At 43.7% G+C, this 23,094-nt stretch carries 20 protein-coding genes; 17 read left to right on the top strand and 3 right to left on the bottom strand.

All coding sequences use genetic code 11. The features are described 5' to 3' along the window. The first annotated feature begins 34 nt into the window (after positions 1 to 34). The 11 genes from msbA (at position 35) to gspK (ending at position 9,860) form a co-directional block, all read left to right on the top strand. Positions 35 to 1,795 (top strand): lipid A export permease/ATP-binding protein MsbA, encoded by a 1,761-nt coding sequence (gene msbA / locus BLQ60_RS03160; protein ID WP_092616090.1) that lies wholly within the window; start codon positions 35 to 37, stop codon positions 1,793 to 1,795. 32 nt (positions 1,796 to 1,827) lie between these two features. Continuing rightward, positions 1,828 to 2,841: a tetraacyldisaccharide 4'-kinase gene (gene lpxK, locus BLQ60_RS03155; protein WP_092615787.1), complete on the top strand. Its 1,014-nt coding sequence runs from the start codon at positions 1,828 to 1,830 to the stop codon at positions 2,839 to 2,841. A 30-nt stretch (positions 2,842 to 2,871) separates the two neighbouring features. Next, entirely contained in the window at positions 2,872 to 3,636 is a 765-nt protein-coding gene (kdsB, locus tag BLQ60_RS03150; RefSeq protein ID WP_092615785.1) for a 3-deoxy-manno-octulosonate cytidylyltransferase, read from the top strand. 30 nt (positions 3,637 to 3,666) lie between these two features. Beyond that, entirely contained in the window at positions 3,667 to 4,758 is a 1,092-nt protein-coding gene (locus BLQ60_RS03145; RefSeq protein WP_092615782.1) for a hypothetical protein, read from the top strand. Between the two features lie 105 nt (positions 4,759 to 4,863). Then, positions 4,864 to 5,205, top strand: a complete 342-nt coding sequence (locus BLQ60_RS03140; RefSeq protein ID WP_092616088.1) for a PilZ domain-containing protein — start codon at positions 4,864 to 4,866, stop codon at positions 5,203 to 5,205. A 222-nt stretch (positions 5,206 to 5,427) separates the two neighbouring features. Then, on the top strand, positions 5,428 to 6,207 hold the full coding sequence (locus BLQ60_RS03135; RefSeq protein WP_092616085.1) for a TatD family hydrolase: 780 nt from the start codon (positions 5,428 to 5,430) through the stop codon (positions 6,205 to 6,207). A gap of 146 nt (positions 6,208 to 6,353) precedes the next feature. Continuing rightward, on the top strand, positions 6,354 to 7,013 hold the full coding sequence (locus tag BLQ60_RS03130; RefSeq protein ID WP_092616082.1) for a TetR/AcrR family transcriptional regulator: 660 nt from the start codon (positions 6,354 to 6,356) through the stop codon (positions 7,011 to 7,013). Positions 7,014 to 7,068: 55 nt separating this feature from the next. Beyond that, positions 7,069 to 7,695, top strand: a complete 627-nt coding sequence (locus tag BLQ60_RS03125) for a type II secretion system protein (protein ID WP_244515943.1) — start codon at positions 7,069 to 7,071, stop codon at positions 7,693 to 7,695. After that, positions 7,679 to 8,128, top strand: a complete 450-nt coding sequence (gene gspI, locus BLQ60_RS03120; RefSeq protein ID WP_244515942.1) for a type II secretion system minor pseudopilin GspI — start codon at positions 7,679 to 7,681, stop codon at positions 8,126 to 8,128. Before BLQ60_RS03125 ends, gspI begins: the two co-directional genes overlap by 17 nt. After that, positions 8,125 to 8,874 carry a type II secretion system minor pseudopilin GspJ gene (gspJ, locus tag BLQ60_RS03115; RefSeq protein WP_092615779.1) on the top strand — a complete coding sequence of 250 codons (750 nt, stop codon included), beginning with the start codon at positions 8,125 to 8,127 and terminating at the stop codon, positions 8,872 to 8,874. Before gspI ends, gspJ begins: the two co-directional genes overlap by 4 nt. Then, positions 8,871 to 9,860 (top strand): type II secretion system minor pseudopilin GspK, encoded by a 990-nt coding sequence (gspK, locus tag BLQ60_RS03110; RefSeq protein WP_092615777.1) that lies wholly within the window; start codon positions 8,871 to 8,873, stop codon positions 9,858 to 9,860. Before gspJ ends, gspK begins: the two co-directional genes overlap by 4 nt. 27 nt (positions 9,861 to 9,887) lie before the next feature. Here gspK and BLQ60_RS03105 read toward each other — a convergent pair whose 3' ends face one another. Further along, on the bottom strand, positions 9,888 to 10,574 hold the full coding sequence (locus BLQ60_RS03105; protein ID WP_092615775.1) for a TetR/AcrR family transcriptional regulator: 687 nt from the start codon (positions 10,572 to 10,574) through the stop codon (positions 9,888 to 9,890). A 189-nt stretch (positions 10,575 to 10,763) separates the two neighbouring features. Here BLQ60_RS03105 and BLQ60_RS03100 point away from each other — a divergent pair, with 189 nt between their 5' ends. Beyond that, positions 10,764 to 12,221: a flavin-containing monooxygenase gene (locus BLQ60_RS03100; protein WP_092615772.1), complete on the top strand. Its 1,458-nt coding sequence runs from the start codon at positions 10,764 to 10,766 to the stop codon at positions 12,219 to 12,221. Positions 12,222 to 12,263: 42 nt separating this feature from the next. Then, entirely contained in the window at positions 12,264 to 13,106 is an 843-nt protein-coding gene (locus BLQ60_RS03095) for an SDR family NAD(P)-dependent oxidoreductase (protein ID WP_092616074.1), read from the top strand. A 150-nt stretch (positions 13,107 to 13,256) separates the two neighbouring features. Here BLQ60_RS03095 and argG read toward each other — a convergent pair whose 3' ends face one another. Beyond that, positions 13,257 to 14,600, bottom strand: a complete 1,344-nt coding sequence (gene argG, locus BLQ60_RS03090; RefSeq protein ID WP_092615769.1) for an argininosuccinate synthase — start codon at positions 14,598 to 14,600, stop codon at positions 13,257 to 13,259. A gap of 667 nt (positions 14,601 to 15,267) precedes the next feature. Between argG and lldP the strand changes: the two genes are divergently transcribed. The 4 genes from lldP (at position 15,268) to dld (ending at position 20,786) form a co-directional block, all read left to right on the top strand. Continuing rightward, complete coding sequence (gene lldP, locus BLQ60_RS03085; RefSeq protein ID WP_171259032.1) at positions 15,268 to 16,929, top strand: L-lactate permease; 1,662 nt, start codon at positions 15,268 to 15,270, stop codon at positions 16,927 to 16,929. Positions 16,930 to 16,973: 44 nt separating this feature from the next. Beyond that, entirely contained in the window at positions 16,974 to 17,723 is a 750-nt protein-coding gene (gene lldR, locus BLQ60_RS03080; protein WP_092615763.1) for a transcriptional regulator LldR, read from the top strand. Then, positions 17,720 to 18,874, top strand: a complete 1,155-nt coding sequence (gene lldD, locus BLQ60_RS03075) for an FMN-dependent L-lactate dehydrogenase LldD (RefSeq protein WP_092615760.1) — start codon at positions 17,720 to 17,722, stop codon at positions 18,872 to 18,874. The genes lldR and lldD overlap by 4 nt, the downstream gene beginning before the upstream one ends. Before the next feature lie 217 nt (positions 18,875 to 19,091). Continuing rightward, positions 19,092 to 20,786: a D-lactate dehydrogenase gene (gene dld, locus BLQ60_RS03070; RefSeq protein WP_092615757.1), complete on the top strand. Its 1,695-nt coding sequence runs from the start codon at positions 19,092 to 19,094 to the stop codon at positions 20,784 to 20,786. 111 nt (positions 20,787 to 20,897) lie between these two features. Here the strand turns inward: dld and BLQ60_RS03065 are convergent, their stop codons facing one another. Beyond that, positions 20,898 to 22,928: a choline transporter gene (locus BLQ60_RS03065; RefSeq protein ID WP_092615754.1), complete on the bottom strand. Its 2,031-nt coding sequence runs from the start codon at positions 22,926 to 22,928 to the stop codon at positions 20,898 to 20,900. Positions 22,929 to 23,094: the final 166 nt, after the last annotated feature.

Genomic DNA, 23,094 nt, shown 5'->3' with positions numbered 1-23,094 from the left:
GAGTCGAGAGTTAAAGAACCAAGCCAAAGCAGATCTGAAGAATTACGGGAAATCCGACTTTCGGACAGATTTACAGGTCTATTTTCGGCTATTAAGCTATCTCAAAGCCTATTGGAAAGTCGGTTTGTTGGTATTGCTTGGTTTTGCCATCAATGCCGCCACCGAAGTCTCGATTGCGCAATTGATCAAATACATCATTGATGCGATTAATACCGCAGATCAATCTGCCAAGAACCTATTTCCTGCTTTGGTGATTTTACTGTTCTTTTGTCGTGGCTTAGGCTCTTTTCTTGGGAGTTACTTTTCTGCGGTGATTTCTCGAAATCTGGTATTTACCTTGCGTCAGCAGATTTTTGATAAACTGTTAAAACTACCAACCCAATATTATTTAAATAACTCCAGCGGTCATGTCACAGCGAAGATTATTTACAATGTTGAACAGGTCACTGCAGCATCGACCGAGTCGTTAAAATCCATTGTACGTGATGGTTTGACGGTGATTTTGCTGTTGGGTTATTTGTTTTATATGAACTGGCGTTTGTCACTGACCATTTTGGTGATTGCCCCTTTAATTGCCTTGGTGATTCGTAAAGCCGCAAAACGTATGCGTAAACTCTCTACGCAATTGCAAAATAGCATGGGTGACGTCAGCCATGTGGTGCAAGAGGCGGTTGCAGGCTATTCGGTGGTGAAAAGTTTTGGCGGGCAAGCCTACGAGAAAAAACGATTTTTACAATATTCAAAAGAGAATTTGAAAAAGGGCTTGAAGCTCGTGGTCGTAGTCAGTATCAATACGCCGTTGGTGCAACTATTTATGGCGATTGCAATGAGTGCGGTGATTTGGATTTCACTACGTCCGCAAATCATTGGCGATACCAGTGCGGGTGAGTTTGTTGCGTATATTACTGCGGCAGGCTTGCTCAGCCGACCAGTCAAAGCGCTGACCGATGTCAATGAAAAAATCCAACGTGGTTTGGCGGCAGCAAAATCCATTTTTGATTTGCTGGATCAGCCAGAAGAACCTAATCTTGGACAATTTAAACCGCCGATGACCGGGCAAATCCAGTTTAAGCAACTGGGTGTGACTTATCCTGATGGTACACAGGCGCTACGGAACATTGATTTACAGATTGAGTCGGGTGAAACCATTGCTTTGGTTGGACGTTCAGGCGCAGGTAAGTCTACGCTGGTCAATACCATCATGCGTTATCAGAATCATACCGAAGGTCAGATCATCATGGATGGGCATGAGATCGAAGATATTGAGCTCGATTATCTGCGCCATCATATCGCCATGGTCAACCAACAGGTGATTTTATTCGACCGTACTGTACGTGAAAATATTGCCTATGGCGAGCTTGTTGATGCCACAGAAGAACAAATCATCGCTGCGGCAAAAGCAGCTTATGCACATGACTTTATCATGGAGCTTCCCAAAGGCTATGACACCAATCTTGGTGCAAATGGTTTGAATCTGTCAGGTGGTCAGCGTCAGCGTTTGGCAATTGCCCGTGCCATGCTAAAGAATGCACCAATTCTGATTTTAGATGAAGCGACCAGTGCATTGGATAATCAATCTGAACATTATATCCAGCAAGCGCTTGAGCAAGCCATGCAAGGGCGTACCACGATTGTGATTGCACATCGACTGTCGACCATTGAAAATGCAGATCGTATCGTGGTGATGGATCATGGGCAGATTCTCGAAGTCGGTAATCATCAAACGCTACTCGACAAGCAAGGCGAATATGCAAAACTTTACCAGCGCCAATTCCATCTTGATGATGTCAATTGAGCACTTTGCTTAAATATTGAGTCGATAATGTCATGAGTTTGGCTGAGCAGATACAAAAAGCGTGGCATGATCAAGCCAAATGGCTGGTTGTCCTTCGCCCATTCTCATGGTTGTATCGTGCGATCTTTCTGTGGCAAAAAACTAGCAAATCAAAACATGCCTACCGTGCGCCAGTGCCTGTGATGATCAGTGGGAATATCACGGTCGGTGGCAGTGGTAAAACCCCTCTTATTATTGCCTTAGTTGAATATTTACAATCCAAAAGTATCAAAGTAGGTGTAATTAGCCGTGGTTATGGTGGAAAGGGCGAGTTTCCGTTACTCGTAACCTCGGATTCTACGCCTGAACAAGTCGGTGATGAACCGACACTGATTGTACAACGCACCCATGTGCCGATGGCAGTTGGTCCAAACCGTCAAGATGCAATTGAATTGTTATTACAACATCATCACGTGGATTTAATTTTAAGTGATGATGGTTTACAGCATTTTGCGTTACAGCGTGATTTGGAGTGGGTGGTAGTGGATGCCAACCGTGGTTTTGGTAATGAAAAACTTTTACCCGAAGGTTATCTGCGAGAGCCATTAAGCCGTTTAGATGAAGTGACAGTCATTGAACATTCGGCACATCCTAAAACTAATTTGCATATGCATCTTGAACCAAGTAAGCCGTATAATTTGGCAGATCGGAATCAAACTTTTGATGTTAGCCTGACCTATGATGCAGTGGTGGGTATAGGCTTCCCGCAGCGCTTTTTTAATACACTGGATAATTTAAATATCTCGTATCAAAAGCATGCGTTTGCAGATCATCATGCCTATCAAGCCAGTGATTTTTCAGCAATGAAAAGTCAAGCGATGATTACCACAGAGAAAGATGCAGTCAAGTTAAAGCAACTTTGGCACAATGATCCTGAGAAATTAGCTCGTGTTTGGGTGGTGCCAGTGCAAGCAGTTTTATCTGGAGACGTGTATCAACTGTTTAATAAGCAGTTGCTCGATTTAAATCCGAATTTTAAGATCAATTTATCGACATTCTCAGAATAGCCTAAACATTGAATAGATTAAGGAAATATTATGCGTAAACACATTGTTATCCCTGCACGTTTTGCCAGTTCACGCCTACCAGGCAAACCATTGCTCGAGATTCATGGGCGAGCGATGATTTTGCGTGTGGTCGATCAAGCCAAAAAAGTCGATGGTTTTGATGATTATTGTGTGGCAACAGATGATCAACGCATCGCTGATGTTTGTTTGGCAGAAGGCATTGATGTGGTGATGACAGATGTTAATCATCCATCAGGCACAGACCGTTTAAGCCAAGTGGCACAGATCAAAGGCTGGTCGGCTGAGGATATTATTGTCAATGTACAAGGTGATGAACCTTTGCTTCCTGCACAGTTGGTCAAGCAGGTGGCACAGCTTTTAGAAGATCAAGCGCAATGTGCGATGGCAACGCTGTGTGAACCGATTCATTCATTGGAAGAATTTGAGCGTGATAGCATTGTCAAAGTGGTGATGAGCAAAACCAAAGAAGCATTGTATTTTAGCCGTGCTACAATTCCGTATGATCGTGATGGCGCAAAACTTGCCGAGCGCACATTACACAACAAAGCCTATCGTCATCTCGGTTTGTATGCCTATCGTGTGCAGTTACTTCAAGATTATGTGACATGGTCGCAAGGTGATTTGGAACAGTTGGAAAGCCTTGAACAGCTTCGTGTTTTAGAAAATGGTCATCGTATTGCCATTGATGTGGCACAGGCGAATTTGCCACCGGGTGTCGATATCCAAGCCGATTTAGACCGTTTAAATGCCATGCCAGTCAGTGCATTTGAATAAATTCTTTTTGCATAGATACAGATCATGTCCATGAGCGAAGATCATCATCCGTCTGAATTGCACGATCCTAGTTCGAAGGAACGGGGTATCTATACTTGGCATCATCCGATTTGGCAAAAGCTCACGACACGGTATCCAGAGCTTGGTCATGCGATGTTGTTTTATGGCAAGCAGGGTTGTGGAAAACAGCAATTTAGTCTGCAATTCGCCAAATGGGTGCTCTGCTTAAATAAGCCAACAAGTCATGATTTGAATGATTCAACAATGATTCAAACAGCTTGTGGGCAGTGTAAAAGTTGTCACTGGTTTGATGCCGATACGCACCCACAGGTTAAGCAAATTTCTGCAGATTTTGATGAAAAAAAGCAAAGTTATTCTGCGATTAAAATTGATCAAATTCGTGAACTGAATGACTTTATTCAGCAAACGGTTGACGGTTGGCGAGTGGTGGTGATCCATCAAGCGGATAAGATGAATATTGCTTCAAGTAATGCTTTGCTAAAAACTTTGGAAGAACCGGGTGATCGTGTGCTGATGATCTTGGTCAGTGATGCCATGTTGCAACTTTCGGCAACCATTCGTAGTCGTGTCCAGCAATATGCATTGGATCGAATCACTATTTCGCAAGCGCAGCAGTTTTTATCCGAAAATAAGTTACCAACTTCTGAAAATCCTAAAGAATTCAATGCAGATGAGCAACAGATTGCTTTGGCGTTGGCGCATTATATGCCTTTAAAAGCGCAAGACATTTTAAATAGTCCGTGGTTTGCCAAGCGTGTTGAGTTTGCACAGGCTTGGATTAATTTGGTGAAATATAAACAACAGCCAATGAGGTTTGCCAATGATTGGCTCAAGGCACTGGACTTTAAAGCACTGATGATGATGCTGCGTTTTAACCTGCAAGATATGACGGCATATAAATTACAGCAAGCGATTCAACAGAGCGATCTCGACATTGCTGATTTACAACAGTATTATAGTTTAGAGCAACTTTTCGATTTGGATCATGCATTCAATCAAGTGCCGAAACAGCTTGCGCAAAATGTACAAAGCGCATTGATTTTTGAGCAACTTTGTATGCAATTGATGAATGTGGATGGGGTAAGTGCTGAATACAGATGAGTTTCGGATGTGTGCCATTGCACCATCAGAAAGATGTCAGCTAAGCATATAAATAATGATGCGATGATCTCGCAAAAATGTTGATAAATAGGGAGATGATTCATGATGCCACCACGTGCAGGCGCAATTATTCAAGCCAATATGCCTGACCAAGCCAGCTTACAAGCCTGCTATATGCCATTTGTGTTGGGCGGTGGTTTGTTTGTGCCATCGAAGCAAGAAGTCACTTTGGGGCAAGAGCTTTTGGTGATCGCTTCCTTACCAGATCAATCGCAAAAATATCCCGTGACAGGTAAAGTGATTTGGATTTCGCCACGTCAACAAGGCAATAAACCTCAAGGTTTTGCCATTCAGTTGGATGGTGAAAAAGGCATTGCACTGAAGAATGAAGCGGAAAAAATGTTGGCAGGGCATTTAACTTCAGATAAGCCAAGCTATACACTATAGTTTGTGAAATAGTCATTGAACTTTCATTCTGCGATAGCGTTAACCTCGCTCGAAGTACGATCAGTACAGCTTCGCTTGGTTGCCTTGTATCAGAAAGAAATTTCTTCGACGATATAAACTGATCTTGGTGGATCATTGCTTTTGGGGCGAAATCACAGCTCAGTGAATGCTCAGATGTGATAAAATTGCCACGCTAAATTTAGATGTTGTAAAGGTTTTATGATGCAGTTTGTCGATTCCCATTGTCACCTCACCATGCTTGAGCTCAAACCCTATGATGGTGATGTGCATGCAGCCATTGATGCCGCCAAGCAGGCAGGTGTGACACGGATGATGGGTATTTCTGTGGCGCTGGATGATCATATCGCTTTATCTGAGATTGCAGCAGTGCATGATCACGTCGGTTATAGTGTCGGGGTGCATCCTTGTGAAGATCCTGAGATCATGGCTCAGGCAAGTGTAGACACACTGGTTTCATTGGCGCAGTCGGATAAAGTCTGGGCGATCGGTGAAACGGGCTTGGATTATTATCACAGCACCGATTTTGTACAACAGCAAAAAGACTGTTTTGCACGGCATATCCAAGCCTCACAGCAGGTCAAAAAACCGTTGGTGGTGCATACTCGTAGTGCCAAAGCAGATACCATTGATGTGCTCAAAGCAGAAAATGCCACGCATGGCATTTTGCATTGCTTTACCGAAGATTGGGATACGGCAAAAGCAGTATTAGATTTGGGTTTTTATATTTCTTTTTCGGGGATTATTTCCTTTAAAAATGCGCAAGACTTGCGTGATGTCGCCAAGCAAGTGCCACTTGATCGCTTACTCATCGAAACAGATAGCCCATATCTTGCGCCTGTGCCATATCGTGGTAAGCCGAATGAGCCGAAATATGTGCCTCATGTGGCTCAGGCTTTGGCAGATGTTTACGGGGTATCGGTGGATCAGATTGCTGAGCAAACTACGAACAATTTTTTGCGCATTACAGGTTTAACTGTTTAAATCTGAACAATATGGCATAAAAGGCTGACGTATTTGCACTATCTGATATGCTTAAGTGCTAATATGACGGCACAGCTTAAAAGTCGCAAATCCCCCTTATCATGAATTGATGTGAGCATTTCAACATGAAAAATTTAGACCAGCAGATGGAGCGTCAAGCGCAGTTTAAGGCGCGTGAAGAGTTAATCTTTTCTACTGCGGAAAATTTATTGTTGGAATATGGCGAATCAGGCATGACGCTGGATACCTTGGCGGCGGATTTGGATATTGCCAAAGGTACGCTGTATAAGCATTTTCAAAGCAAAGATGAGCTATATATGCTCCTCATTATTCGTAATGAGCAAATGTTACTGGACATGATCCAAAACACGGAAAAAGAGTTCCCTGAGCATTTGGCATTTTTTATGTTGCATCAGTTGCATCATCCTGAGCGCACCGTGCTTTATCATCAGATTGAGGAGCGTCTTGCCAATACGGGTCAAGGTTTACAAAACTTGTTTCAAGAGCTATATCAAATCCGCAAAAGACACTTACGCATTATCATTCGTTTGACCGAGCATTATCTGAAATATATTCAAAGCTCGATGTCGGTGCGTGACTATTTGGCGTCGATTTGGTCGATTACTCAAGGTGCGGCGGCGATTTTGAACTCGACCTATTATCAGCGCTATCTGGGCGAACGTGACAGTCTGCGTGTGTCCTATATTGAGCAAGCGTTGGCACTACCAAAACATGCGCGTGAAGAAGCCTTTGATGAGCAAGAAGCGGCAAAAGCGGTGCAGGATGCCAATTCGCAAAACAGCTAAAGACTGACGCAAGTCAATTTAAAATCGACCCATGTCACAGGAAAAATAAAAATAAATGCAGCCATTTTTCAATATGGATCAATTGCCGAAAGGGGCTAAACAACATGGCTTCACCTTGATCGAAGTGATGTTGGTGATCGTGATCATGGCGGTAATGGCAAGCCTAATCGTGATGAATGTACAGGGTGTCGATCAACGCAAAGTGATGCAAGCCCGTGAATTATTGGTTTTAAATTTAAAAAAAATCCGCTTAGAGTCGGCTGATCAGGGGCGTATTCTAGGCTTATTGATTCAACCTGCGACAGATATAGCGCCTGCAAAATATGAGGTGGTGGAATATCGTTTGCAAGCCAATCCAGACAATTCTATTCAAAACCAGTCTAATCAAAGTCAATTTAATCAAAGTCAGCCGTATGCACAGCGTGATCAATACCGTTGGCAATTGGCAGCTGATTTTGACAGTCAGACTTTACCTGAGCAAAGTAGTTTGCAGATTCAAAGCCTTGATCATCAGCTCAATTTGGATGTGCTGAAACAAAATGATGCTTTGCCACAGATCATTTGGTTAGGAAATGGTGAAGCGCTACCCGTGCGCATTCAGCTGTATTTGCAACAACAACAAGTCGGCGATGCCATCGTGCTTAATCGACTCGGTGCGGTGAGTGATGAACAAGATTTGTAAGCAAAACGCTCAGCATCGACCATTCAACGCATTCGGCTTGACGTTGCGTGGTTTTACCTTGCTTGAAGTCATGGTAGCGCTGGCAATCTTTGCCACGACAGCATTGGCATTGATGAAAATTGCCATGAATTACACCCAGTCAATTCAGCAAAATGAATTACGTACTCTAGCGCATTTCGTTGCGATGAATCAGGCGGCGGAGCTTCGGATTGAGCAGCAATGGCTGACGGGCAGTCAAAGTGAAGACATCACTGAGCAAGGCGAGCAGTGGCGTATTCAGAAACAATCTTTTGAGACCATGAGTCCTGATGTACAGCGCATCGACATCCAAGTGTCGCATATTAATCCTGATGATGCAGAAAATGTCCAAGGTGTAACCACATTGTCGGTGTTTAATTATCGACAGCCACAGCTCGAAGGTGACTCACCATGAATGTGCTGAGGAATCATGCGATACAACCTAAAAGTGCTTCAGGATTTACCCTTGTCGAAGTGTTGGTAGCGATTGCGATCTTTGCGGTGCTCAGTGCGTCAGGATGGATGGTTTTCGATCAACTGATTAAAACTCGTGAGCGCAATACACAGCATTTGGAGCATCTGCAACAATTACAATTTGCTTATATGCAGGTGCAACGTGATTTGAGTCAGATTGTCCCATTGTCAGGGCGAGAAGGAGATGAGTCTTATCCAGCCATGCAACTGGACAATCAGCAATTACAGTTTAATAAAGCAGGTGTGATTGATCCCTTGCAACAAGGTTCGGATCGTTTTGAATTTGTTGAATATCACTATGATCCCGACAAGCAAGCCTTGATGCGTTATCACAATGCTTATATCTACCGTAAGCAAAGTCAAGATATGCAAGGTGATGTGCTGATTGCGCCGATTGAGAATCTACAAATTCAAGCGCTTGATCCTGCTGTACAAACACAGTGGCCCGCACAAAGTGTGACCGATACCGACTCGGCAGAATATCTGATGTCACAGTTGCCACAAGGTGTGGTGGTGAGTTTTGATTATCAAGGGCGAGCCATCCGCTGGGTATTCAGTACCGCCAAAAATATGCCCACCACTGAAACTGAATCGGGTAGCAATGGCAACAATTCTAACAACGATTCAAACAATAATTCAGATAGCGATTCAGACAATGGTTCTGAAAATGGGAGCACGAGCGAATGACAAAGCCGAACCATTTTCCAGTGAATTATCACTTTTCAAAATCATCGCAAAGCGGTGTGGCGTTACTGACCATTTTAATTATGGTGGTGCTTGCCACGATTCTTGCGGTGAGTATTTTGCGCTATCAAAATGCCAACTTGGAAGAAACCAAGTTGCTACTACGTCAAGATCAGGCGTTGCAATATGCGTGGTCTGCGGAATATTTTTTCTCAGAACTGCTGATTCAAGATGGCAAAGACAATAGCACGGATAGTTTAAATGAAAGCTGGGCGCAACCTTTCCCGCCGTTTCCAGTCGAAGATGGCGTAGTCACAGGACAGCTCCATGATGAGCAGGGGCGTTTTAATCTGAATAGCTTGCTGAATGAAAATGGCGAAAAAAACGAAACTGCGGTGCTGTTTTTCCAAGCGATGTTAGAACGACTCAATCTTGATCCAAATCTCGTCGAAGCGGTGATCGACTGGCAAGATGCCGACAATGAAACGGTTGGTGCGATGGGCGCAGAAAATAGCTACTATCAAGGCGTGCAAGCGGGTTATCTCGCCCCGAATCAGATGTTTAGCAGTGCCAAACAATTGCAATGGGTACGTGGATTTGAAGGGGAGAGTTATCAACGCATTGCACCTTACATTACTGCCTTGCCATCTCGAAGCACCAAGATCAATATCAATACCGCTGATCCATTTATTTTGGCGTGTTTGAATCCACAGCTTGATCCGATGATGGTGGCAAACACCATGCAAACCCAGCGTCAGAATTTGCAAACATTAAACAGTTTTTCTGATCTTTGGAATTTGGATGGCTTTAGTGCGGTTACCACTGATCGTGAAAAATTTTCGGCATTATTTGATGTGTCTTCATCGTACTTTGTTGCGGATATTCAGGTGATGTTATCCGAGCGCAAACGCAGTATTCAGACGCATTTATATCGTAGCAAAGAAGCGGTGCAGAGTTATCAGCATGATTGGCATGGTGCAGATTTTTAGCCAAATCTGAACAAAATCTGTATGATTTCATTCGTTGAAATTCTCCATTTCTATATTTTGCATATTGGGTTGTGACAACAATAAATGGGTACCTTGAATCATATAAGACATGGATCGAATTAAGGTTTGCTTATCCGTTTGATAATTGCTGAGATACCACAGGCTGGTGGTTTGGCTAATCGCACCAATCACACCAATCGCAATGGTGGTGACTTCCGCTTTGGAAATCTTTAAATCTGGATATACGTTGAGACTAATCTGAGCAAATAAATTGGCAAAATTTTGAATGGTCGAAATATATAGCTGATCAATGGTCTCGCTGACACCAAGCACCTCAAACCACACAATTTTCGCAGTCTTTGTATTCTCAGCAACAGCAAAAAAGACCGCTAAAGTCTGCTCAATTAAACTTTTGACCGAGACTTGATTGATATTTGTTGAGATCGAGTTCAATACTGCTGTTTCAATAAGCCCAATCTCTCGCTGATATACTTCAGCCAAAAGCTGCTCAATACTTTGAAATGATTCATAAAAATAGCGATCAGTTAGCCCTGCTTGTTTGCACAAGTTGCGCACAGTCGTTTGCCGAAAGCCAATCGTACCAAAGAGTTCATACGCAGCTTCAATAAATTGTGATCTACGTTTTGCCTGCCGATCTTCAAGGCTTTCGCCTGCATAGGTACGACCTTGTAAGGCGTGTGATGAGTTTTTCATAGTTTAAATTCAATGCTCAAAAAGTATTTGACAACAAATGTTGTCAGATGTAAATTATCAACGATCTGAAGAAGAGTGTAGTCATATTTAAATCTGATGACAAGCGTCTTCAAATATGTGTTTTTAAAAAAATTGCTGACTTGATCAGACACAAAGCACATGGACTCAGCAGAAATAAAGGTGATACAGATGACATCGGTGCAGGTTTTGATTATCGGCAGTGGTTTTGGCGGGCAATGTACTGCGATCAATTTGCTCAAGCATGGATTGCAAGATTTTTTGATCTTGGAGCGCCGTGATTTTATGGGTGGAACGTGGTGTCAAAATAGCTATCCTGGTGCGGCTGTCGATGTGCAGTCGCCACTGTATTCGATTTCGCACGAACCGTATGCATGGACTCAGATGTTTGCTGAGCAAGCAGAGCTTGAAGAATATACCAATCACGTGATTGATAAATATGATCTTCGAAGTAAAACTAAGACCAATGCTAATGTCGTGAAGGTCGAATGGGATAAAGCGACCAGTCGCTGGTTGGCGCATATTGAAAGTGGGGAAGTGATTTCAGCACAGTTTGTTGTCAATGCTTCAGGGCCACTCAGTACACCAGTGATTCCAAATTTCAAAGGTCGTGATACTTTTCAAGGTGAGTCGTTCCATACCAATAACTGGAATCATGATTATGATTATCGTGGCAAACGTGTGGCGATCATCGGCAGTGGCGCAAGTGCTGCACAGGTGATTCCTGCAATCGCTGAAGATGTTGCCCATCTGCATGTATTTCAACGCTCTCCGCATTGGGTAATGCCTCGACCAGATTACAAGTTTAGCCAAACACAGCAAAAATTAGTCGGTAATCAACTGATTCATAAAGCATTGCGTACAGCGGTTTATTGGCAACTCGAGTCACGTGTGATCGGCTTTAAATATTCTAAAACCATGCTGAATCTTGTCGCACAGCGTAAAGCACTCAAACATATTCAAGATCAAATCAAAGATCCAGCACTGCGCAAGGCTGTGACGCCAGATTATACCATTGGTTGTAAGCGCATTATCTTGTCGAATACGCTTTATCCTGCGCTGTGCCGTGACAATGTGACATTACACACCAAAGATTCAGCGATTCAATCGATGGATGGCACAGGGATTTTGACTACAGATGGTCAGCATCTTGATCTGGATTTAATTATTTATTCAACGGGTTACGATGCGACCGATGGCGTGATTTCTTATCCTGTGGTGGGCAAGCAAGGCAATCAATTATCTGAGTTTTGGGAAGAATATCCACGTGCTTATATGGGTACGACGATTCCAGATTTTCCAAACTTTTTTGTGGTGACAGGACCGAATACGGGGATTGGACATACTTCGGCAATTTTCGTGATTGAAGCGCAAATGAATTACATCATGAAAGCCATTAAAGAGACAAAACTGCGAGGCAATTCGGTCATTGAAGTGACGAAACAAGCTGAAAGTGATTATACCGAAATGATTCATGATGAAATGAAAAGGACGGTGTGGCAATCAGGTGGTTGTAATAGTTGGTATAAGAGCAAAAGTGGTCATGTGATTGCGATGTTCCCTGGTTTTAGCTTTAGCTATTATCAAATGGCAAATACATTCCAGCCGAATCATCATGCGTTTTCTTGATGATGATTAGCGGGGAGAACATGAATTATAGGATAAAAAATGATTAAAAATTTTCAGGGAAAAGTCGTTGCGATTACTGGCGCAGGCTCAGGGATTGGTCGAGCGTTGGCAATACGCTTTGCTCAAGCAGGGTGTGATTTGGCGTTGTCTGATATTAACTACGCAGCGGTCGAGGCAACCAAACAGATGGTGAATAATGATTACGATTGCAATATCAGTTGTCATCAGCTGGATGTCAGTGATCGTAAAGCATTTTACGCATGGGCAAATCATGTCGTGGCATATCACGGTAAGGTGAATATGATCATCAATAACGCAGGCGTGGCATTGTCAGGGACAGTTGATTCATTAAGTATTGAAGATTATGAGTGGATCATGGACATCAATGTATGGGGCGTGATCTATGGCACCAAAGCCTTTTTGCCTTATCTTGAGCAATCTGGCGAAGGGCATATTGTGAATATTTCCAGTATTTTTGGACTGACATCTCAACCACTGATGAGTGGCTATAACACCAGTAAGTTTGCGGTGCGTGGTTTTACTGAGTCTTTGCGTCAAGATTTAGCATTGACCAATTCTTGCGTCAGTGCGACCTGCGTGCATCCAGGTGGCATTAAAACCAATATCGCCCAAGCCGCTCGAGTATCTGATAGCGTTGCCGAAGCGACTGGGAAAGATAGCAAAGCCGCAACTAAAGATTTTGAAATGACATTTATTACCACACCTGAGAAAGCTGCGGATACGATATTTCATGCAGTAAAAAATGATAAGCGACGCGTTTTAGTTGGGCCAGATGCAAAAGTTTATGATTGGGTGGTGCGATTGATGCCGACAGGTTATCAAAAAATCATGACAGCAGCGGTCAAGTTGCGAAGTAATAAATAGAAAATATAAAACCAAAAAATAAAGAGGCAAGGGATAAAAAAATAAGCTGTAAAAGATAACAATAACAATAAATAAAAAAGTGAGTGTCCTTGAAGAATGCCAGTCTTCATCACACTGGCATTCTTTTTTTTTAAGTAATTTCTGGAAAAATTACTTCTTGGTACTGTCTAACTGTGGTACAGCCGAACCTTGACCGAGTGACAATAAACCAGTCTCAGTATAGATGCCGAGTTTTGCACGGGTATCAGTAATATCAAGATTGCGCATCGTCAATTGACCGATACGATCCATCGGGGTAAACATTGAATCGCCTTTTTCCATCGTCAAGCGTTCTGCTTCATAGGTCAGGTTAGGCGATTCAGTATTTAAAATACTAAAGTCATTACCACGACGCAGCTCAAGTGTCACCGTACCAGTAATGGCTTTTGCCACCCAACGCTGTGCAGTTTCACGTAGCATCAATGCTTGCGAATCGAACCAACGACCTTGATAGAGTAGGCGACCAAGACGCAGACCATTGATACGGTATTGCTCGATAGTATCTTCGTTGTGAATACCAGTGATCAGACGCTCATAGGCAATATGCAATAACGCCATACCTGGTGCTTCGTAGATACCACGAGATTTCGCCTCGATGATACGGTTTTCGATCTGATCTGACATGCCTAGACCGTGACGACCACCAATACGATTGGCTTCAAGAATTAATTCAACTGGATCATCAATGCGTTTGCCGTTGAGTGCAACAGGCATGCCTTCTTCAAAAGTGATCGACACTTCTTCTGCTTTGATCTCAACATCATCTTTCCAGAATGCAACACCCATGATCGGCTCAACGATTTTGATGCCTGCATCGAGGAATTCTAAGTCTTTGGCTTCATGGGTTGCGCCAAGCATGTTGGAATCGGTCGAGTAGGCTTTTTCTTTCGACATTTTGTAGTCGAAGCCATTGTCGATCAAGAATTGTGACATTTCAGCACGACCGCCAAGCTCATCGATAAACACTTGATCAAGCCACGGCTTATAGATTTTCAGTGCTGGATTGGTGAGCAAACCATAACGATAAAAACGCTCAATGTCGTTACCTTTATAAGTCGAACCATCACCCCAAATATTGACATCATCTTCTTTCATTGCGGTCACCAGCATGGTGCCTGTTACAGCACGCCCAAGTGGTGTAGTATTGAAGTAAGGAATGCCGCCAGTAGAGATATGGAATGCACCACACTGAATCGCAGCAATCCCTTCTAAAGCCAGTTGCAAACGACAATCGACCAAACGTGCTTTGGTTGCGCCGTACTGTTCAGCTTTCTTTGGAATCGCATCGTAGTCATCTTCATCAGGCTGACCCAAGTTTGCGGTATAGGCAAAAGGCGATGCGCCTTTTTGCTTCATCCAAAGCAGTGCAGCAGAAGTATCTAAACCACCAGAAAAAGCGATCCCAACTTTTTGGCCTACAGGTACATTTTGCAAGATTGTTGCATTATCAGTCATTGTTCATCCTAACGATATCGACATCGGCACCGCAGTAGGGTAGCCATCACAAGAAAAAAATTTTGCTGATTGTAGCACTTTTCCTAGGTTTTTTGATCAAAAACATCGACTTTAATCCTGCGTGAAAAAATGTGCTGTGTGTCAATATATTGCAAATTTCAAAGCATAATTTAAGTCAAGCAGATCATCTCTGTGCTAGATCAGCGTAGTCATCTTGGATTGATCTACTTTTGTATTCATTGATTAATCTCAGCAATTTCAAGCCTGAACAGAGAAAATAGGGATTCATTTTTAAAAAACAAAAAATGGTATGACCAATATGATTTTTCTGTGGCATTCAAGATTGATCATTTCAATGCATAGAAATCGACTCATCCGATGGTCTTTTAGACTAATGTCTAAATGGATGCTTTGAGTGTTTATAAGTAAAAGAAAAATAACAAGATAGGCTCGAAGGAATGGCGAATCGACGTGTATTTAAACTTATAATTGGTATGACCAATGTTAATCTATGATTGAATTTTTGTTTAGCCATGAACCATAATGCACACCATGTGAGGCACTGTTGGGCTTAAGTTTCTTTTAAATTTAAAATTGGTCATACCAATATAATTTATACACCTTCCAACACTGTCTGATTTGATCTCTTCCAAAGCATTTCAAGGAGATGACAATGCTTCAATGGCAACAAATGTATGACCCGATGGGGAATATTTGGATTTCAAGCCTAATTGCTTTGATTCCGATTATTTTCTTCTTTTTGGCACTCGCCGTGTTTCGGTTAAAGGGCAGTGTGGCTGGCACGATTACAGTGGTACTGGCACTTTTAGTCTCCTTATTTGCCTATAAAATGCCGACCATGATGGCATTTGCATCGATGGTTTACGGCTTCTTTTATGGTCTTTGGCCGATTGCGTGGATTATTCTTGGTGCGGTATTCCTCTATAAAGTCTCCGTGAAAACAGGGCAGTTCGATATTATTCGTGCCTCGATTCTTTCGATTACCGAAGATCAGCGCTTACAGATGTTGTTGGTTGGTTTTGCTTTCGGTACTTTCTTGGAAGGTGCAGCTGGCTTTGGTGCACCAGTGGCGATTACCGCTGCGCTGTTGGTGGGCTTAGGCTTTAAGCCACTTTATGCGGCAGGTTTATGTTTGATCGTTAATACTGCGCCTGTGGCATTTGGTGCGATGGGGGTTCCGATCATTGTTGCGGGTCAGGTATCTGGCGTAGATACCATGGAAATCAGTCAGATGGTTGGTCGTCAGTTGCCATTTATGGTGCCGATCGTGCTGTTTTGGATTATGGCGATCATGGATGGCTGGCGTGGTGTGAAAGAAACTTGGCCTGCGGTAGTCGTTGGCTCTTTAAGTTTCTCACTCGCACAGTTTCTTACGTCAAACTTCGTCGGTCCAGAGTTGCCTGATATTACCGCAGCGATTGCGTCTTTGGTTGCCTTGACGGTGTTCTTTAAATATTGGAAACCAAAGCATATTTTCCGTTTTGAAAATCAAGAGATGGATGCAGAGGTCGAAGCACAAGCACAAAAAAGTTATAGCTTGGGGCAGATTGCCAAAGCATGGTCGCCGTTTGCGATTTTAACCGTGATGGTGACGATCTGGAGTGTAAAACCATTTAAGGCACTGTTTGCTAAAGATGGTGCGCTGCATGATATGGTGTTGTCGATCGAAGTGCCTTATTTGCATCAATTGGTACAGAAGATGCCACCTGTGGTGCCAAGCATTACCGATTATGATGCGGTGTATAAGTTTGACTGGTTCTCTGCGACGGGGACGGCGATTATTATTGCGGCGATCATTACCATTATTTTCTTAAAAATGAAACCAAAAGATGCTGTAGCAACTTTTGGCGAGACCTTGAACGAGCTGAAAGTGCCGATTTATTCGATTGGTATGGTGTTGTCATTTGCCTTTATTGCCAACTATTCAGGCATGTCATCGACCTTGGCATTGGCGCTAGCGCATACGGGTTCAGCATTTACTTTCTTCTCACCGTTCTTGGGTTGGTTAGGTGTGTTCTTAACGGGTTCAGATACTTCTGCCAATGCGCTATTTTCAGCACTCCAAGCGACCACGGCACAGCAAATTGGTGTACCTGAAGTATTACTGGTGGCAGCCAATACCAGTGGTGGTGTGACTGGGAAAATGATTTCACCGCAGTCGATTGCCATTGCCTGTGCGGCGGTGGGATTGGTCGGCAAAGAGTCTGATTTATTCCGTTTTACCGTGAAACACAGTATCACCTTTACCATCATTATGGGTATTATGATTACCCTACAAGCCTATGTGTTCCCGTGGATGATTCCATAGTGCCAGGCAATGATAATGCAGTGATATAAGGTTGAAAGAAGTCGATGAAAGTCTCCGATAAAGCAGTACAAAGCCTGCGTATATTGATCGAACAAAGCAATATGCAAGTCGGAGACCGCCTGCCAGCCGAGCGCAAGTTGTGTGAACAGCTCGAAGTCTCTCGAACCTCGCTACGTGAGGCGATTTCACAGCTCACCAGTATGGGCATGTTGGTCAGTAAAGTGGGTGCTGGGACTTTTTTACAACAATTGCCTGAACACTGGTCGAATACGCAAATCGTGCAACCGATCAGCAGTTTGATGGATGAAGATCCCGCCTACCGCCATGATGTGCAAGAAGCACGCATTATCTTAGAAGGCGGTACGGCGTGGTATGCCGCACAGCGTGCCAGCAAAGAAGATTTGGCACATATTCGACATTGTTATGATCAGATTAGCCATTTTCAAGCGGCTGGCAATGGCGATGAAGCTGCTCGAGCAGATGCCAATTTTCATCTGGCGATTGCCGAAGCCTCACACAATATCGTGCTGATCCAGATGATGCGTAGTCTGTTTGATCTGTTGCAATTTAATGTAGTGCTGGCACGGCGCAAGTTTTATAGCGAAAGCCACCGTTTTGACCAATTGCATGATCAGCATTTACAAGTGATGAACGCAATTGAACGTCGTGATCCCGAAGCTGCTCGTCGTGCAGTCTGTGGACACATCGAGTTTGTAGTACAGCAGGTACGCATGATTGATGAAGAAGAAGCTCGTCGTCAGCGTTCCCGCCGATTAAATAGGATAAGAGCATGATTATTTCTTCTGCCAATGACTATCGTGAAGCCGCACAACGTCGTTTGCCACCATTTTTATTTCATTACATCGATGGTGGTGCCTACGCAGAATACACCTTGAAGCGCAATGTGGAAGATTTATCCAAGATTGCACTGCGCCAGCGTGTGCTCAATGACATGTCGCAGCTCAGCCTTGAGACCCAACTTTTTGATGAAACCTTGTCGATGCCTGTGGCGTTATCTCCTGTCGGTCTAACAGGCATGTATGCTCGTCGAGGTGAAGTCCAAGCTGCGGTTGCTGCGGATAAAAAGGGCATTCCATTTACCCTATCGACGGTTTCGGTGTGTCCGATCGAAGAAGTTGCGCCAGCGATTCAGCGTCCAATGTGGTTCCAGCTCTATGTACTGCGTGATCGTGGCTTTATGAAAAATGCCTTGGAACGTGCCAAAGCTGCGGGTTGTTCAACCTTAGTCTTTACCGTGGATATGCCTGTACCGGGTGCACGCTATCGTGATGCACACTCGGGCATGAGTGGACCAAATGCTGCGATGCGCCGTTATATGCAGTCGTGCTTTCATCCGCATTGGGCATGGAATGTCGGCTTACTGGGTCGTCCGCATGATTTGGGCAATATTTCTAAATATCTGGGTAAGCCTACAGGTCTAGAAGATTATATCGGCTGGCTTGGTAATAACTTTGATCCGTCGATTTCGTGGAAGGATTTGGAATGGATTCGTGAGTTTTGGGATGGTCCGATGGTGATCAAAGGCATCCTTGATCCAGAAGATGCCAAAGATGCGGTGCGTTTTGGTGCCGATGGTATTGTGGTGTCAAACCACGGCGGTCGCCAGCTCGATGGCGTGTTGTCTTCGGCACGTGCGCTGCCACCGATTGCGGATGCGGTGAAAGGGGATATTAAAATCCTTGCTGATTCAGGTATTCGTAATGGCTTGGATGTGGTGCGTATGCTGGCATTGGGTGCGGATACCTGTATGCTCGGTCGTGCTTTTGTCTATGCGCTGGGTGCCGCAGGCGGTGAAGGTGTTGCCAACTTGCTTGAGCTGATCGATAAAGAAATGCGTGTCGCAATGACCTTAACTGGGGCGAAAACCATTGCAGATATTACAGCCGATTGCTTGGTCAATTTGGACAAAGTTTTGGCTGAATGATTCTTTACATCAGTAAAAGTGCTTTTACACTGTAAATGTGCATTCAACAGGCATTTACATCCATAGCGTGAACATTGCTATTTATATAATCCCTCCCAACCTCCCTTATTAAGGGAGGTGTTATACCGATCAGAAATCATGATAATGATTCAGATAAAGAAAATATCCCGCTTTGGAAATGGGGGAGCTGGATTTTTAATCATTGGAAATCACAACTATGACCACCCAAGTATCATCGACTATCATCCAGCAACTCATCAATATCGTCGGTCAGCAACACGTATTTACCGAAGATCACGATACACGCTTGTACCGTCAAGGTCGGCGTTATGGTGCGGGCAAGGTGTTGGCTGTGGTTGCGCCAGCGACGTTGCTTGAACAGTGGCACGTGTTACAAGCTGCGGTCGATGCCGATTGTATTGTCATTATGCAGGCGGCAAATACAGGTCTGACGGGTGGTTCAACGCCGTTTGGTGATGATTATGATCGTCCTGTGATTATTCTCAGCACTCGCCGATTACTTGGCATTCAAGTCATCAATGATGGTCAGCAAGTGATTTGCTTGCCAGGCGCAACACTGGATCGACTAGAAAAAGAATTGGCACCATTTAACCGTGAACCACATTCGGTGATTGGCTCATCTTGTATTGGTGCATCGGTTTTGGGTGGTGTTTGTAATAACTCTGGCGGTGCATTGGTGCGCCGTGGTCCTGCCTATACTGAGCTGGCATTATATGCTCGAGTCAATGACGATGGGCAATTGGAATTAGTCAATCATCTCGGCGTCAATCTCGGAGAAACGCCTGAAGATATTCTCAGCACACTTGAAAACAAAAATTATCAAGTCAGCGACATTATCAATAATTCAAGTTGCTGTGCTTCTGACCATCGTTATAGTCACGATGTCAAACAAGTCGATGAAAATACCCCAGCTCGCTTTAATGCCGATCCCTCTCGACTCTTTGAAGCATCAGGCTCGGCGGGTAAGGTCTGTGTGTTTGCGGTGCGTTTGGATACTTTTGAGAAAATTCCAAGCCAAGTGTTTTATGTCGGCACCAATTCTCATGATGATTTAACAGAAATTCGTCGTTTTTTACTGAAAGATTTGCCTCGTCTTCCGATCGCTGGAGAATATATTCATCGAGTCGCTTATGACATCGGTGCTGAGTACGGTAAAGATTCATTCTTATTTATTGAAAAATTTGGTACAGCCAAAGTGCCTGCTGCTTTTGCCATGAAAGATAAGGTCGATGCCTATCTGGAAAAATTTGGCATGAAAGGGTTGTCTGATAAAGTATTGCAGCTGGTGACCAAGTTTTTGCCAAATCATCTTCCCAAACGGATGAATGAGTTTCGAGATCGCTATGAACATCACTTGATGATTCGCATTGAAAATCAAGATGCGGCGCAAGTGGAAAGTTTTTTAATTGCTTATTTCCAAGCGCATGCTTCGGGTGATTTTTTCCATTGTAGCGATGAGGAAGGACGTAAAGCATTTTTGCATCGTTTTGCGGTGGCGGGCGCTGCCATTCGCTATCGAGACACGCATCGTTCAGAGGTTGAAGATATTGTGGCGCTGGATATTGCACTGCGCCGTAATGATCGTGCATGGGTGGAAACTTTACCGCCAGCGATGGATGAGCAGATCATTCACAAACTGTATTATGGGCACTTTTTGTGTCATGTGTTTCATCAAGATTATATTGTGAAAAAGGGCGTAGACCCTTTAGAAATGGAACATCAAATGTGGCATTTGCTCGATGAACGTGGTGCAGAATATCCTGCTGAGCATAATGTCGGACATCTCTATGTGGCAAAGCCCGCACTAAAATCACATTATCAACAGCTCGATCCGACCAACCGTTTTAATGTCGGCATTGGACACACCAGTAAATTAAAACATTGGCGTTAAGTCATGCTGAGAAAAATTTAAGGGCAAATTAAAAACAAATTCAAAAAACAAATAAAAAATCGGACTGAGAAAGTCCGATTTTTTGTGCTTGATTTACTGCAATATTTTGCCTTATGCATCAGGGAATTGCGGTCTTTTCCCTGGGCTGATACGGTTGATATGCAGGAACATCATATGACGTTCGTATTTATCCAAAATATCGTTGATGACTTGCTCTTTGTTGTAGCCGACCAAGTCATTGCCTTGCGAGCCTTCAAACAAGTAACTTTCCAAACGGTAATAATATTTTTTATGACGATTATCCCGTTCGTTAAAGTTTGGTGTGGCGTAGCGTACAGGCCAGATTTGATAGATAAAATTCTGCTCCTCACCAAGATCGATGATCACATCGAGATGATACAGTTCAGGATTTTCCTCAAGTTCTACTTGATCGAGGCTGACGTTGATACCACGACTTTCAAGCTCAGTTGCCACCGCATGAATCGCAGGCTGGCAGACTTCATCGAGCATACGTTTAGTTTCAGCCAAGGTCGGATGCAACATGACACGACTGAGGCGTTTTTTCCAGTTGGAAATATCCACATTCCCGACCACAGGTGCGGCATTCATATTGGTACTGGCTTGACGATAATCTTCCAAATGCAAAGACTTATACAAACCCGCCATGACAAAGAAAATCACAAAACTAAATGGCAAGCCCATAATAATGGTTGCATTTTGCAGTGCGGTAATGCCGTCTGCCATCAACATCGCTAGCGTCAAGAAGCCAATCGCCAATGCCCAAAACACCGTTAGCCAGCGTGGTGAATCATGCTCGATATTGGTAAATTTGGTGGTGAAATTCCCCAACACCAATGAACCCGAATCGGCAGAAGTCACATAGAATAACAGCCCTGTAATGGTGGCAACGCTGGCAATAAATGGAAAACCTGGATATTGCGCCAAGAGGTCATAAAAGCCATGTGCAGGATTGGCAAGTACGGTTTGTGCAAGCTGTGCATTGCCATCAAAAATTACACTGTGTAGCGCACTATTGCCAAAGATTGACAACCAAGTTAGGGTGAATAGTAACGGAATAATCAAAGTTCCCCATACAAACTCACGAATGGTACGACCGCGAGAAATCCGTGCAAGGAATAGCCCGACGAAAGGCGACCACGCAATCCACCATGCCCAGAAGAACAGCGTCCAACTATTCATCCATTCTTTCGGTTGTTCAAATGGAAAACTGGTCAATGACAGCTTCGGAAAAGCACTAATATAGTCACCAAAGTTCTGGATCAATGCGCCAAGTAAAAATTCGGTATTGCCCAAGAATAAGATAAACAGCAATAAACCAATCGCCACATAAATATTAATCTCAGACAGAATCCGCAGACCTTTATCTACACCAGAGGTCACAGAAATGATCGAGACCACGACCGCAAAGGCAATCAGCGCCGATTGAATCACTAAATTTTCAGGTAATCCAAACAGTACATGTAAGCCATAATTGAGCTGTACCACACCGATACCACAGGTGGTGGCAATCCCGAAAATCGTCCCCAATACCGCAGCAGTATCCACAGAATGCCCAATCGCCCCATTAATGCGCTTGCCAAAAATCGGGTATAAGGCAGAGCGAATCGTTAAAGGCAGATTGTAACGATAACTAAAATAACCGAGCGCCACACCGACGAGGGCATACATACTCCAGCCTGTGAGACCGTAGTGAAATAGCGTCCACACCATCGCTTCACGGGCAGCCTCATAGGTTTGCCCCTGACCAACAGGTGGATTCATATAATGTGACAGTGGCTCAGCGACCGAGAAAAACATCAAGTCAATACCGATCCCCGCAGAGAACAGCATTGCAGACCAACTCAGCAGGCTGAATTCAGGCTTGGAATGTTTTGGACCGAGTTTGATGTTGCCGTAGCGAGAACAGGCAATAAAGACAATAAACACCAAATAACAGGTGGCAGCCAATAAATAGTACCAGCTAAAGGTGCTCGACACCCACGCCAAGACATCATTAATGACGTTATTGGCTTGTTCATTGAACAAAATAGTCGCCAATGAAAATAATAAAATTAAGGATGCTGAAAGGAAAAACACCACTTTGTTCAGACCATCTTTGGTCTGCGAGTTTTGATCGACCATAAATCTGTTCCGTATAATTTAATTAAAAATCGCAGATTTACAGCGCACTTTGATTTCTCCGATTTGGGTTGATGCAAAACTCCGTCATCTCAATCAGCCAAATGGCGTGACATGACGGAATTTGCACAATGAAAACAAACTGGGCTGTACATCAAAGGACAAATGG

The organism is Acinetobacter marinus (assembly GCF_900096915.1).
GTDB lineage: Bacteria > Pseudomonadota > Gammaproteobacteria > Pseudomonadales > Moraxellaceae > Acinetobacter > Acinetobacter marinus.
This window is presented reverse-complemented; position numbering and strand designations above follow the sequence as displayed.